Origin of the sequence: Curtobacterium sp. NPDC086286, from assembly GCF_044746255.1 — a bacterium.
GTDB lineage: Bacteria > Actinomycetota > Actinomycetes > Actinomycetales > Microbacteriaceae > Curtobacterium.
Window position 1 is genome coordinate 401,185 of sequence record NZ_JBIVBW010000002.1, and the last position, 13,008, is coordinate 414,192.

13 protein-coding genes are annotated in these 13,008 nt (G+C 73.5%); 7 read left to right on the plus strand and 6 right to left on the minus strand.

Features of this window, described 5'->3' with window-relative positions:
* Window positions 1-65: 65 nt before the first annotated feature.
* Entirely contained in the window at window positions 66-2,399 is a 2,334-nt protein-coding gene (locus tag ACIPKM_RS05400; protein WP_402736355.1) for a glycoside hydrolase family 3 N-terminal domain-containing protein, read from the plus strand.
* Window positions 2,400-2,480: 81 nt separating this feature from the next.
* Here the strand turns inward: ACIPKM_RS05400 and ACIPKM_RS05405 are convergent, their stop codons facing one another.
* Window positions 2,481-3,272: an SDR family NAD(P)-dependent oxidoreductase gene (locus ACIPKM_RS05405; RefSeq protein ID WP_402736326.1), complete on the minus strand. Its 792-nt coding sequence runs from the start codon at window positions 3,270-3,272 to the stop codon at window positions 2,481-2,483.
* Between the two features lie 91 nt (window positions 3,273-3,363).
* On the opposite strand from ACIPKM_RS05405, the gene ACIPKM_RS05410 reads away from it, so the two are divergent.
* A complete protein-coding gene (locus ACIPKM_RS05410) occupies window positions 3,364-3,855 on the plus strand; it encodes a MarR family winged helix-turn-helix transcriptional regulator (protein ID WP_071295283.1) in 492 nt (163 codons plus the stop codon).
* A gap of 1 nt (window position 3,856) precedes the next feature.
* On the opposite strand, the gene ACIPKM_RS05415 is transcribed toward ACIPKM_RS05410, so the two are convergent.
* The gene (locus ACIPKM_RS05415; RefSeq protein WP_071295282.1) at window positions 3,857-4,813 is read right to left on the minus strand and encodes an NAD-dependent epimerase/dehydratase family protein; all 957 of its coding nucleotides are present in this window, start codon (window positions 4,811-4,813) and stop codon (window positions 3,857-3,859) included.
* Here ACIPKM_RS05415 and ACIPKM_RS05420 point away from each other — a divergent pair.
* The 4 genes from ACIPKM_RS05420 to ACIPKM_RS05435 all read left to right on the plus strand — a co-directional run bounded on the left by ACIPKM_RS05420 (window position 4,797) and on the right by ACIPKM_RS05435 (window position 8,304).
* Window positions 4,797-5,216: a MerR family transcriptional regulator gene (locus tag ACIPKM_RS05420; protein ID WP_402736327.1), complete on the plus strand. Its 420-nt coding sequence runs from the start codon at window positions 4,797-4,799 to the stop codon at window positions 5,214-5,216. The genes ACIPKM_RS05415 and ACIPKM_RS05420 overlap by 17 nt on opposite strands.
* Window positions 5,217-5,271: 55 nt before the next feature.
* Window positions 5,272-6,867, plus strand: a complete 1,596-nt coding sequence (locus ACIPKM_RS05425) for an LCP family protein (protein ID WP_402736328.1) — start codon at window positions 5,272-5,274, stop codon at window positions 6,865-6,867.
* Between the two features lie 37 nt (window positions 6,868-6,904).
* Window positions 6,905-7,666, plus strand: a complete 762-nt coding sequence (locus ACIPKM_RS05430) for a sulfite exporter TauE/SafE family protein (protein ID WP_402736329.1) — start codon at window positions 6,905-6,907, stop codon at window positions 7,664-7,666.
* A gap of 62 nt (window positions 7,667-7,728) precedes the next feature.
* Window positions 7,729-8,304 carry a TetR family transcriptional regulator gene (locus ACIPKM_RS05435; RefSeq protein ID WP_402736330.1) on the plus strand — a complete coding sequence of 192 codons (576 nt, stop codon included), beginning with the start codon at window positions 7,729-7,731 and terminating at the stop codon, window positions 8,302-8,304.
* A 3-nt stretch (window positions 8,305-8,307) separates the two neighbouring features.
* Here the strand turns inward: ACIPKM_RS05435 and ACIPKM_RS05440 are convergent, their stop codons facing one another.
* Window positions 8,308-8,649 carry a DUF4190 domain-containing protein gene (locus ACIPKM_RS05440; protein WP_402736331.1) on the minus strand — a complete coding sequence of 114 codons (342 nt, stop codon included), beginning with the start codon at window positions 8,647-8,649 and terminating at the stop codon, window positions 8,308-8,310.
* A gap of 87 nt (window positions 8,650-8,736) precedes the next feature.
* Between ACIPKM_RS05440 and ACIPKM_RS05445 the strand changes: the two genes are divergently transcribed.
* Window positions 8,737-9,126, plus strand: a complete 390-nt coding sequence (locus tag ACIPKM_RS05445; RefSeq protein ID WP_175495961.1) for a hypothetical protein — start codon at window positions 8,737-8,739, stop codon at window positions 9,124-9,126.
* A gap of 20 nt (window positions 9,127-9,146) precedes the next feature.
* Here ACIPKM_RS05445 and ACIPKM_RS05450 read toward each other — a convergent pair whose 3' ends face one another.
* The 3 genes from ACIPKM_RS05450 to xylA all read right to left on the minus strand — a co-directional run bounded on the left by ACIPKM_RS05450 (window position 9,147) and on the right by xylA (window position 12,920).
* Window positions 9,147-10,133: an acetylxylan esterase gene (locus ACIPKM_RS05450; protein WP_261645690.1), complete on the minus strand. Its 987-nt coding sequence runs from the start codon at window positions 10,131-10,133 to the stop codon at window positions 9,147-9,149.
* Window positions 10,134-10,264: 131 nt separating this feature from the next.
* On the minus strand, window positions 10,265-11,734 hold the full coding sequence (locus ACIPKM_RS05455; RefSeq protein WP_402736332.1) for a xylulokinase: 1,470 nt from the start codon (window positions 11,732-11,734) through the stop codon (window positions 10,265-10,267).
* Window positions 11,727-12,920, minus strand: a complete 1,194-nt coding sequence (gene xylA, locus ACIPKM_RS05460) for a xylose isomerase (RefSeq protein ID WP_092384350.1) — start codon at window positions 12,918-12,920, stop codon at window positions 11,727-11,729. Before xylA ends, ACIPKM_RS05455 begins: the two co-directional genes overlap by 8 nt.
* Between the last annotated feature and the right edge of the window lie 88 nt (window positions 12,921-13,008).

Here is a 13,008-nt window from a genome sequence, read left to right on the forward strand (position 1 = left end):
AGTCCGACCCGGGCCGTGTCGAGGACGCGACCGGCGCCGACCGCGCGACCGCCCTGCTCGCCGCCATGACGCTCGAGGAGAAGACCGCGCAGCTCGTCGGCTACTGGCTCGACCAGAACGGCGTGGTCGCCCCGATGCAGGGGGAGATGGCGGCGCACGACGACGCCGACGGCCGCACCCTGGCCGACGTCACGCGCCACGGCCTCGGCCAGTTCACCCGCGTCTACGGCACCCGCCCCGTCGAGCCGGACGAGCGCGCGGCGTGGCTGTGGTCGGAGCAGCGACGACTCAAGCGCGAGACGCGACTCGGGATCCCGGCACTCGTGCACGAGGAGTGCCTCACCGGGCTCGCTGCCTGGAAGGCCGCCACGTTCCCGACGCCGCTCGCGTGGGGCGCCGCCTTCGACCCGGAGCTCGTCGAGCAGGTCGGCGAGGCGATCGGCGACTCGATGCGACAGCTCGGCGTGCACCAGGGCCTCGCCCCGGTGCTCGACGTCGTCCGCGACCCGCGGTGGGGGCGGGTGGACGAGTGCATCGGCGAGGACCCGTACCTCGTCGGGACGATCGGCACCGCCTACGTCCGGGGCCTGCAGCGCGCCGGGGTGGACGCGACGCTCAAGCACTTCCTCGGGTACTCCTCGTCGCAGGCGGGGCGGAACCACGCTCCCGTGCACGCCGGGCCGCGCGAGGTCGCGGACGTCTTCCTGCCGCCGTTCGAGATGGCGCTGCGCGACGGCGGGGCCCGGAGCGTCATGAACTCGTACGCCGAGGTCGACGGCGTGCCGGTCGCGGCGAACGGTGACCTGCTGACCGACCTGCTCCGGGGCCGGCTCGGGTTCGACGGCACGGTGGTCGCCGACTACTTCTCGGTCGCGTTCCTCGAGGTCATGCACGGCGTCGCCGCCGACCGTGGCGAAGCGGCCGCACTCGCCCTCACCGCGGGCATCGACGTCGAGCTGCCCACCGGGGACGCGTACCTCGGGCCGCTCGTCGACCGTGTCCGCTCCGGTGACGTCGACGAGGCGCTGGTCGACCGTGCGGTGCTCCGTGTGCTCCGGCAGAAGGATCGGCTCGGGCTGCTCGACCCGGACGCGTTCGAGGACGAGCCGCCGACCGGGATCGACCTCGACACCCCTCGGCACCGGGCGCTCGCGAAGGAGCTCGCGGCGCGGTCGCTCGTGCTGCTGTCGAACGGACCCGAGGCGCCGGTCCTGCCGCTGGCCCCGGGTGCGTCGGTGGCGCTGATCGGGCCGAACGCCGATCGCGCCGAGGCCCTGCAGGGGTGCTACTCCTTCGCCAACCACGTGCTCGCCGCGCACCCGGACCTGCCGCTCGGCTTCGCCATCCCGACCGTGCGCGAGGCGCTGACGGAGTCGCTCGGGGCCGACACCGTCCGGTTCGCCGCGGGCTGCGCCGTGACCGGCGACGACCGCTCCGGGTTCGACGACGCGGTCGCGGTCGCGGAGCGCTCCGACGTCGCGGTGGTCGTCGTCGGCGACCAGGCCGGACTGTTCGGCCGCGGGACCGTCGGCGAGGGGAACGACACCGAGTCCCTCGACCTGCCGGGCGTCCAGCGCGAGCTCGTCGAGGCGGTGGTCGCCACCGGCACGCCGACCGTCGTCGTGCTCCTGACCGGACGGCCGTACGCCATCGGGTGGGCGCTCGACGGCGACGCTCCCCGTCCGGCCGCGGTGGTGCAGGCGTTCTTCCCCGGCGAGGGCGGCGGTCTCGCGATCGCGGACCTCCTCACCGGCGCCGCCACACCGTCCGGTCGCCTGCCGGTCTCGCTCCCGCGGGCTGCCGGCGCGCAGCCGTACACGTACCTGCACCCGCGCCTCGGCGGGCCGTCCGACGTGACCGCGACCGACTCGACGCCCGTCCGGCCGTTCGGGTTCGGGCTCTCGTACACCTCCTTCGCGTACGAGGAGCTCGTCGTCGACCCGACCGTGTCCAGCGCGGGGGCCTTCGACGCGGGGGTGACGGTCCGGAACACCGGGGAGCGTGCGGGCGAGGACGTGGTGCAGCTGTACGGGCACGACGTGCAGGGGAGCGTCACCCGGCCGGTCGCCCAGCTGCTCGGCTACGCCCGGGTCGCGCTCGGCCCGGGGGAGTCCGTGCGCCTGCGGTTCAGCGTGCCCGTCCAGCGGTTCTCGTTCACCGACCGTGCCCTGCGGAAGGTGGTCGAGCCCGGGGACGTGGAGGTGTGGGTCGCGTCCCACGCCGCGGCGTCCGGACCGACCGGTGGGGTGCGCGCCGACGGGATCGTCGCGGTGGGCGGCGGGACCTGCCCCGCGCCCGTCCCCGGGTCCGCCACGGCGCGTGCGGTCGTCCGCGTCACCGGGCCGGTGCGCGAGGTCGAGCCGTCGGACCGGCGGACGGTCACCTGGGAGCGGGTCTGACCGGACCGACGACGGGACGGACGGGAGGCGCGGTGCGGGCTCGCACCGCGCCTCCCGTCGCGTCCGTGGCCGGCATCCGGGTCAGAGCATCCCGGTGAGCACCCCGCCGTCGGCGCGGACCGCCGCACCGTTCGTGGCGGACGCCCGCGGGCTGGCGAGGTAGGCGACGAGGTCCGCGATCTCGTCGGGCCGGATGAACCGTTCGAGCAGGGTCGTGCGGTTCTGCCCGATCACCGCGGCCTGCACGGCCTCGACCGGGGCGTCCTGCGCCGACGCGATCGTCTCGATCGTGGCCGCGACCCCGTCGGACCAGGTCGGGCCGCCGAGGACCGTGTTCACGGTGACGCCCGTCCCGCGGGTCCGCTTCGCCAGGCCGTTGCCGAGCGCGATCACCGCGGCCTTCGTGACGCCGTAGTGCACCATGTCGACGGGCACGTTCACGCCGGACTCGCTGCTGACGAACACGATCCGGCCCCAGCCGCGCTCGACCATCGGGTCGAGCAGTGCCCGGGACAGTCGGACGCCGCTCATCAGGTTGACGTCGAGGTACCGCTGCCACTCGGCATCGTCGACCGATCCGAAGTCGGCCAGGCCGAACAGTCCGACGTTGTTCACGAGCACGTCGACCTCCGGGAGCTGCTCGAGCAGCGCGTCCACCTGCGCCGGGTCGGCGAAGTCCGCCGGGATCCCGGACACTTCGGCGCCCGGGAGCGCCGCTCGCATCCGGGCGACGGCGGCGTCGACCCCCGTGCGTTCCCGTCCGTTCAGCACGACGCGGGCTCCCTCCGCCGCGAGGGCTGCTGCGACGGCGTACCCGATGCCCTGCGTCGAGCCACTGACGAACGCCGTCCGGCCCCTGATGTCGAGATCCACGTCGTACTCCTGTCGTGTCGTTCACTTGCCTGGGCAAGTCAATCTACGCAGGATCACTTGCCTGAGCAAGTCACGGTGGTACGCTCTCCCCATGCCGGACGACGTCGCCACCACCGGGCTCAGTGCTGAGGAGCTCGAGGTCTGGGTCGCCCTCGCGACCGTGCTCGAACGACTGCCGACCGCGCTCGACGCGCAGCTGCAGCGTGACAGCGGCCTGACGCACTTCGAGCACGGCGTCCTGTTCGCCCTCGACAGCGAACCCGACCGGACGCTGCGGATGAGCGTGCTCGCCGCCGCCGCGAGCGGCACCCTGTCGCGGCTGTCCCGCGCGGTGACACGGCTGGAGCAGAAGGGGTGGGTCCACCGCGTGGTCGACCCGACCGACGGGCGGTTCACCCTCGCCGTGCTCACCGACAGTGGGCACGAGCAGGTCGTGGCGTCCACGCCGGCGCACCAGGCGCTCGTCCGGCGGGTGGTCTTCGACGCGCTCACGCCGGCCCAGGTGCGGCAGCTCGGCGCGGTCAGTCGACGCATCGCCGAGGCCGTCGGCGGGACACCGGTGTGGTCCCCGCCGACGCGGTGAGTCAGGGGCGCGGCGGAGCCGTGTAGGACCCGTTCCGAACGTCCTCGACGAGTGACCGCTCGGACGGGTGCCAATCGTAGGTGGCCCGTGCCTTCGTCGCGAGGAGGTGTGTGGACGTCGTCAGCGTCCGGACCGCCGGGCCCATCTGCGCCTCGGCGACCTCGAGCGGGACGGAGACGCTCGGGGTGCCGGTGAGGTCGCCGATCGCCTCCGCGAGTTCCCGGAAGGTGAACGGCACCGAACCGACCGCGTTGACGACGCCGGCGACCGGGTGCTCGATCGCCCGGACGTACAGGTCGGCGAGGTCGTCGACGTGCACGGGGTACCAGGCGTTCGCACCGTCGCCGATGTACGTCGCGGCGCCGTTCGCGATGGCGGCGTCGATGAGGCCGGTGACGAGCCCGGTCCCGCCGCGGCCGAAGACGAGCCCGGCGCGGACGGCGATCCCGGTGATGCCCGGCGCGCCGAGCACGATGCGTTCGGCCTGCGCCTTGACCGGCTGGGCGCTGACCTCGGGAAGGACCGCGTCCTCGGTGACGTCCGTCGGGTCGAAGCCGTAGACGAGTCCGGTGGAGGTGTAGACGACGGGCTTCGGGGAGGTCCCGGTGGTTCCGGGCGTTCCGTTCGTTCCGGGCGTTCCGGGCGTTCCGTTCGTTCCGGCGGCTTCTGCTGCTCCGGCGGTGACGGCGCGGACGGCCGCGAGCTCGTCCTCGGTCGACTGGGCGGTCGGTGCGTAGTCCGAGGCCGCGTACACCACCGCGTCGGCGGCCGCGGCGGCTGTGCGGAGCACCTCGGTGTCGGCGATCGAGCCGGCGACGGGTACTGCGCCGGCCGCTCGCAGGCGGGCGGCGCTCTGCTCGGAACGGGCGAGCGCGGTGACGGAGTGGCCGGCGGAACGGAGGTGTTCGACGAGGACCGAGCCGAAGTAGCCGGTGCCGCCGATGACGAAGATCTGCATGGACGGCACGCTAAACTCTGACATCAGTGTCAAGGTCAAGCGAGGAGCAGCGACGATGCAGATCGGCGATCTGAGCCGGGCCAGCGGGGCGAGTGCCCGGTCGCTGCGCTACTACGAGCAGCTCGGGTTCATCCGGCCGGAGCGCCGGGCCAACGGCTACCGCGAGTACGACGAGTCCGACGTCGAGACCGTCGGCACGATCAAGATGCTCCTCGACCTCGGGCTGCCGACCGCGCTCATCGAACAGGTCCTGCCGTGCACCCGCGGCCGGAAGGTCGAGGACCAGTGCCCGGGCATCATCGACCAGGTCGTCGCGATCCGGGACGACATGGACGCGCGGGCGCAGCGGCTCCTCGCGACGAGGGACGCCCTGTCGGAGTCGCTCTCGCGCGTCGGACGCTGAACCGCTCCGCAGGCGGACTCCGCACGCGTGCAGCGACCGTCCCTAGGGTGACGCCATGCATGACGAACCTGACGGGGGCCAGCACCCGATCGTGCCGACCGCGCGCGGTGCCGTCCGCCACGGTCGCCAGCGGCGCGCAGCCCGCACCCTCTTCCCGGCGATCGGCGGCGTCCTCGCGATGGCACTCGTGCTCACGGGCGGGTACACGGCCTGGTCGTACGCGCAGCTCGACAGCGCCGTGACCAAGGTGCACGTGGCGCTCCCGCACCCCTCGGCGTCCGCCGACGTCGACGGGTCGGCCGAGAACATCCTGCTCGTCGGGGACGACCACCGTCCGGCCGACGCCACCCCGCAGGAGCTCGCCGAGCTCGGCACGCAGCTCGACGACGGGGCGACGAACACCGACACCATGATCGTGCTGCACATCCCCGCGGGCGGGGGCAGCGCGACGATGATCTCGTTCCCGCGCGACTCGTGGGTGCCGATCCCCGGCCACGGCACGTTCAAGCTGAACAGCGCGTTCTCGGACGGTGCTGCGAACGGCGGCGGCGACGCCGGTGGCATGCGCCTGCTCATCCAGACCATCGAGAACATCAGCGGCCTGCAGATCGACCACTTCGTGCGCGTCTCGCTGCTCGGCTTCTACCAGCTCGTGAAGGCGCTCGGGCCGATCCAGGTCTGCTTGAACGAACCCGCCCACGACCCGAACTCGAACGTCGACCTCCCCGCAGGGAACTCGACGCTGAACGCCTCGCAGGCGCTCTCGTTCGTCCGGCAGCGCGACGGGCTCCCGCGCGGTGACCTCGACCGCGAGGTCCGCCAGCAGTACTTCCTCTCGCAGGAGGCCCGCAAGGTCCTCTCCGCCGGCACCCTCCTCAACCCGGTGAAGGTGTCGGACCTGCTGCACGGTGTCGGGGACGCCGTGCAGATCGACGACGGCCTGAGCATCCCGAGCCTCGTCAACACGTTCCGCAGCATCGACCTGTCGAGCATCCGGTCGACGACCATCCCCACCGCGGGGACCCCGACCATCGACGGCTACTCGACGGTGGCGGTGGACTTCGGCGCGGTGCCGGCGTTCATCCAGGGCATCGTGGGCGCGCCCGCGGCGTACACGGCGGCGAAGGCGGCGTCCCCGTCGAGCGTGCACGTGTCCGTGCAGAACGGCGGCTCCACGCCGGGCGGCGCGACGGCCGCCTCGGCAGCGCTCACGGCGAAGGGGTTCGTGGTCGGGGCGCCGAGCGACACCACCACCACGGCGGCCACGGTCGTCGAGTACCCGAAGGGCGCCGAGGCCGCGGCGAAGGCCGTCGTGGCGGCGGTCCCCGGAGCCACGGCGGTCCTGTCGGCCACGGTGTCGGGGGTGACGCTCGTGCTCGGGACCGACGGGCACACGGTCGGGGCCGCGGGGGCTGCCGGGTCCGGATCCGGGTCCGGTTCCGGCGCGGGTTCGGCCGGTTCCGGCTCTACCGGCTCCGGCTCGGGTTCGGCCGGTTCCGGCTCCGGCACGGGCGCTCGCTCCGGGTCGTCCGGCTCCGGCACCTCCGGCGCCTCCGGTTCGTCCGGCGCCGGGTCGTCCGCGCCCGCGGCCACCCCGTCGTCCACCCCGGTCGGCAACGCGTACGGCAAGCAGGGCACCTGCATCAACTGATCGCACCCCCGGCCACCGCGCCGTGTCAGCATGGAGCGTGCTGACCGTCGGGATCCTCGTCGTCGCGGGCGTGGTGGCCGGGGTGATCGGCACCGCCGGCGGGATCACCTCGCTCGTGGCCTACCCGGCGCTGCTCGCCGTCGGGGTCCCACCGCTCGCCGCGAACGTCACGAACTCCGTCGCGCTCGTCGGCAGCGGTGCGAGCTCCGCGTTCCGCGCGCGGCACGAGGTGCGCGCGGAACCCGCGGTCCTGCGTCGCTGGATGCCGACGACCGTCGCCGCCTCGCTCGCGGGCGCGGTGCTCCTGGTCGTCACACCGGCGCACCTCTTCGACCGCATCGTCCCGTTCCTCGTGCTCGCCGGGGGACTGCTCCTGCTGCTGCAGCCGTTCATCGACCGTCGTCGTGCACGGGCCGCCGGTGCCGCCGCGGGTGGGCACGGCGCCGCCGCCTCGGCCGGGATCGTCGGGGTCGGCGTCTACAACGGGTACTTCGGCGCCGGGTCCGGTGTGCTCATGATCGCCGTGCTGCTGCTCACCGGGGAGTCGTCCCTGCACCGTGCGAACGCCGTGAAGAACGTGCTGCTCCTCGCCGCGGACCTGTTGCCGGCGGTCGTGTTCGCGGTGTCCGGGCACGTCGTGTGGTCCGCCGCCGTGGCCCTCGGCGCGGGGGCGGTGGTCGGCGGGCTCGTCGGACCGACCGTCGCCCGGCGGGTGCCGCACGGGGTCCTCCGGGTCGCGATCGCGTGCTGCTCGGTCGCGCTCGCCGTGTACCTGTTCGTCACTGTGGCGTCGTCCTGATCCGCGGGGACGGTGGTCCCTGACGCCCCGGGACGACCGTCCGGATCGGTACGGTGGTCGGCATGGCACGATTCACGCCCCCAGCCGCCGACGCCGTCCGCGCACGCCTCCTGCTCGCCGCGCGCGACGAGTTCGCCACGGCGGGGCTCGTCGGCGGCAAGGTCGAGCGGATCGCTGCCGCCGCGTCGAGCAACAAGGCGCAGGTCTTCCACTACTTCGGCAGCAAGGAGGGGTTGTTCGACGCGCTCGTCGAGCAGACCGTCGCCGAGACCTTCGACCTCGTCCCGCTCGACACCGACGACCTGCCCGGGTTCGCCGGCCGGTTGCACGACTCGTGGACCGAGCGGCCCTGGGCCCAGCGGCTGGCGACCTGGCACCGGCTCGAGCGCGCGTCGGCCGCTCCGCTCGAGGCGATCGTCGAACGCCGGACCACGATGGTCGCCGAGGTCGAGCGGGCGCAGCGGGCCGGCGTCCTGCCGCGCAGCTACCGACCCGCCGTGCTGCTCGGCCTCGTGCTGCACCTCGCGGCGTTCTGGAGCGAGGCCTCCGCGGAGTCCGAGGCCCTGACGCGCGCGGTGGTGCCGGCGCGGCGACGGCAGATCGTCGTCGACGCGGTCACGTCACTCGTCGGTCACTGACGGTCAGGACCCCGCGCCGAACGGCAGGCCGAGGCCGAACGGCACGCCCAACCCGAGGAAGCCGGACGCGGCGACGGCGGCCGGCAGCACGACCGTGACGAGCGTCAGCGTCGCGCCGATGAGCACCGCCGCGAAGGCGAGGCCGTCGCCGCGCTCGCCGGTGCGGCGGACCTCACGGCGGGCGATGAACCCGACGACGACCCCGCCGATCGGCGCGACGAAGGCGAGCGCGATGGCCACGACCGCGATGAGGCTCAGCGGAGCGACCGCGGTCGGAGCACCTGCGGTCGGCGCGGCGTCGGGTCGGGTGGCGGGCACGTGGGCTCCGGGAGCGATGTCGGTCACGGCGACCGAGCCTAGGAGCGCGACGCCCGACGGGGGAGTACCCAGTCCTGGTGGCGTGGAGGCACTCCGGTGTGCCACGCTCGGTCCGTGGACGACGGACTCCTCTACGACCTCTGCAGCCGAGCGCGGCGCGTGCACATGCGAGCCGGCGGGTCGGGGCCGGCGCTCCGCGGGCTGACGGACTTCATCTCCGCCGCAGCCGATCCCCGGGGCACCTACTCCGACGCAGCCCTCGTGGCGCTCGTCGAAGCGGCGCCGGACCCGGTCGGGTTCCGGTGGGGGCTGGAGCGGCTCGAAGCGGTGAGTGCCATCCGGACCGTCCCGCCGTCGGACTACTCCGCCGACGAGGTGGCCGAGTACGAGGACGCCCAGGCCGCCCTGCTGCGCCGGATCGGCCGCGACAGCGGGGAGCCCGCGCCGGGCCCCGTCCAGGTCGTGAAGAACGTCCTGGAGCAGTTCGTCCGCCGCTGGTACTGACCCGCGCGTCGCCCGGCCGCTCAGCCCCGCTCGCGCAGGAACGCCACCTGCCGCTCCCAGTGCGCGAACCCGCCGCCCTCGTGCCCGTTGTACGGGTACACCTCGATCGCCTTGTCCACCGAGCCGAGCGCGTTGTAGGCCGCGAAGGTCGTCCGCGGCGGGACCACGTCGTCCATGAGCGCGACGGAGAACAGCGCCGGCGCGGTGATCCCCGCCGCGAAGTGCACCCCGTCGAAGTACGCGGCCGTGTCCCACACGGTGTCGATCGCGTCGCGGTGCACCGACAGGTACCGCGCGAGCTCGAGGTACGGACCACCCACGGCGACGGCGGTGCCGTTCTCCCAGTCGCTGAGGAACGCGACGTCCGGCAGGAGCGCCGTGATCGGTCCGACGTGCGCCTCGACCAGCGCGGCCGCGGCGATGGTGATCCCGCCGCCCTGGCTCCCGCCGGTCAGCGCGATGCGGTCCGGGTCGACGCCCGGCAGCGAGCGGACGGCGTCGACGAGTCGGACGGCGTCGGTGTACACGCGCCGGTAGTAGTGGTCGGCGGGGGACCCGATGCCGCTCGTCATCCAGCCGCCGATGTGCGGGCCGGAGCCGTGCGGGTCCGGGGTGTCGCCGCCGGATCCCCACCCGCTGCCCTGGCCGCGGGTGTCCATCACGACGTGCACGTACCCGGCGAGGGCCCACGAGACCCGCTCGCCCGGCAGCCCGCGACCGCCGTTGTAGCCGAGGAACTCGACGACGACCGGCAGCGGCCCGGCGGCGTCGACCGGTCGTGAGACCCAGGCCCGGACGGGGTCGCCGGCGAAGCCCGGGAAGGTGAGGTCCTCGATGACGAGTCCGGTCACCGGGGTGTCGGCGGCGGCGAGGACGGGGTCGGTGCCCGACCCGGCGGCCCGTGCGTCGGCGACGGTGTCGGCCCAGAAGGCGTCGAAGTCGTCCGGCCGGCGGACGTCGGGTCGGTAGGCGCGCAGGGCGTCGAGGGGCAGGTCGGTGTACGGCATGTGGTCTCCTCCGGGGACGATGATGCCCCCGACGCCGTGGTGGACGGCGTCGGGGGCGGGAGTGTCCGCGAACGGACGAACGGACGAACGGACGAACGGACGAACGGACGGACGAACGGACGAGCAGCCGCTCAGCGCGCGGCAGCCCGGTACTGCTCGAGCACCTCGGGGTGCGGGTCGCCGGCCACGACCGTGGTCGCCGTCTCCCACGCCGGCAGGCTCCCGGTGAGCACCCACGCCGCCTGCTTCGCCGCGCCGGCCGCCACGTACTCGCCCGGCTCCGGCACGAGGACGTCACGACCGAACACCTGCGCAGCGACGACCCGCACGGCCTCGTTGCGCGCGGCACCGCCGATGAGCAGCAGCCGCTCGACGGTGACACCGGTGCCCTCGACCGCCGCGAGGCCGTCCGCGAGCGCGCACAGCATCCCCTCGACCGCGGCCCGGGCGAGGTGCGCCCGGTCCGTCGTCCCCGGCGTCATGCCGAGCAGCGAGGCCGTCGCGTCCGGTCGGTTCGGCGTGCGCTCGCCGACGAAGTACGGCACGAGCACGAGCCCGTCGGCACCCGCCGGCGCCTGCAGCGCCAGCTCGCCGAGCGCGTCGTGGTCCACGCCGAGCAGGCCGCCGATCACCTCGAGCACGCGCGCCGCGTTGAGCGTCGTGACGATCGGGAGGCGCGACCCGCTCCCGTCGGCGAAGCCCGCCACGGTCCCGCTCGGGTCGCGCACCTCGGCGTCGGTGACCCCGAAGACCGTGCCGCTCGTGCCGAGGGACACCGCGACGTCACCCGGGCCGAGTCCGAGGCCGAGCGCTGCCCCGGCGTTGTCGCCGAGTCCGGCGCCGACGAGGAGCCCCGAGGGTGCCACCGCGCCGTTCGGCAGCTGGACGTCCGCGGTGAGCGCGCCCATCGCCTCGTCGGGCAGGACGACCCGCGGCACGACGACGGAGTCCGCGGAACCCGTGGCACCGGCGACGCGCATCGGTCGTCCGAGCGCCGACTCGAACAGCTCCGCGTCGTACTCGCGCCGCACCGGGTCCCAGTAGGCCGTGCCACTGGCGTCGGAGCCGTCGGTGGCGAGGGCGTCGAGGCCGGGGCCGAGCGGACTCTCGTCGGCCGGACCGTACCCGCGCAGCCGCCACGACAACCAGTCGTGGGGGAGGGCGACGGCCGCGACCCGGCCGGCGTTCTCGGGCTCCGCGTCGCGGAGCCACCGCAGCTTGGTACCGGTGAACGACGCCACCGGCACCAGACCCGTGCGGGCGACCCATGCCTCCTGGCCCCGCTCCGCGACCATCTGCGCGGCCGCGTCGGCACTGCGGACGTCGTTCCACAGCAGCGCGTCGCGGACCACGCGGCCGTCCGCGTCCACCGCGACCATGCCGTGCTGCTGCCCGGCGATCGCGACGGCACCGACGTCGGCGAGCCCGCCGGCGTCCGCGACGGCGGTGCCGAGCGCGTCCCACCAGTGGCGGGGGTCGACGGACGTGCCGTCCGGGTGGGACGCGCGTCCCTCCCGGACGACGGCGCCGGTCGCGGCGTCACGGATCGTGACCTTGCAGGACTGGGTCGACGAGTCGACCCCTGCGACCAGGTCAGCCACGAGCGCCCATGAGGTGCTCGATGGCGAGCTGCTGCAGCTTCACGAAGCCGAAGCCCTTGCCGCCGAAGTACGCGTCGGCGTCGAAGTCCTCGTACGCGGAGCGGTCGGCGAGGAACGCGTCGTACGACTCGCCGTCGTTGAGCGTCGGCGTCGACAGCTCGCCGACCTTCGAGGCCTCGAGCGCTGCCTGCACCTCGGGGTCGGCGCGGAACGCCTGCGCGCGCTCCTTGAGCAGGAGGTACATGCGCATGTTCGCGGCCGCGGAGTCCCAGACGCCCGTGATGTCCTCGGTGCGGCTCGGCTTGTAGTCGAAGTGGCGGGGGCCGTCGTACGCCGGGCCGCCCTGGGGCGCACCGTGCTCGAGCAGGTCGACGAGCGAGAACGCGTTCTGCAGGTCGCCGTGCCCGAAGACGAGGTCCTGGTCGTACTTGATGCCGCGCTGACCGTTGAGGTCGATGTGGAAGAGCTTGCCCTGGTACAGCGCCTGGGCGATGCCGGCCGTGAAGTTCAGCCCGGCCATCTGCTCGTGGCCGACCTCGGGGTTGATGCCGAAGAGTTCCGGGCGCTCGAGCGTCTCGGTGAACGCGATCGCGTGGCCGAGGGTCGGCAGCAGGATGTCGCCGCGGGGCTCGTTCGGCTTCGGCTCGATGGCGAACCGGATGCCGTAGCCCTTGTCGGTGACGTACTGGGCGAGGAGGTTCACGGCCTCGCGGTAGCGCTCGAGCGCGGCCTGCACGTCCTTCGCGCTGTCGTACTCGGCACCCTCGCGGCCGCCCCACATCACGAACGTCGACGCGCCGAGCTCGGCGGCGAGGTCGATGTTGCGCAGGACCTTGCGGAGCGCGAACCGGCGCACCTGGCGGTCGTTCGAGGTGAAGCCGCCGTCCTTGAACACCGGGGCGGAGAAGAGGTTCGTCGTGACCATCGGCACGACGATGCCGGTGGCGTCGAGAGCACCCTTCAGGCGGTCGATCTGCGTCTGGCGCTCGGCGTCGGTCGAGCCGAACGCGAAGAGGTCGTCGTCGTGGAAGGTCAGGCCGTAGGCGCCGAGCTCGTCGAGCTTCTCGACGGCCTCGACCACGTCGAGGGCGGGGCGGGTCGGGCCGCCGAAGGGGTCGGATCCGTTGTAGCCGATGGTCCAGAGACCGAAGGAGAACTTGTCTGCACGGGTGGGCGTCGTTGCCATGGTGGTCACCGTTCGTCGTCGAAACAAAATGTTGCCGCGCCCAACATAAGCGGTAGTGTTGACTCTGGCAAGGACGTGATCGCAAGGG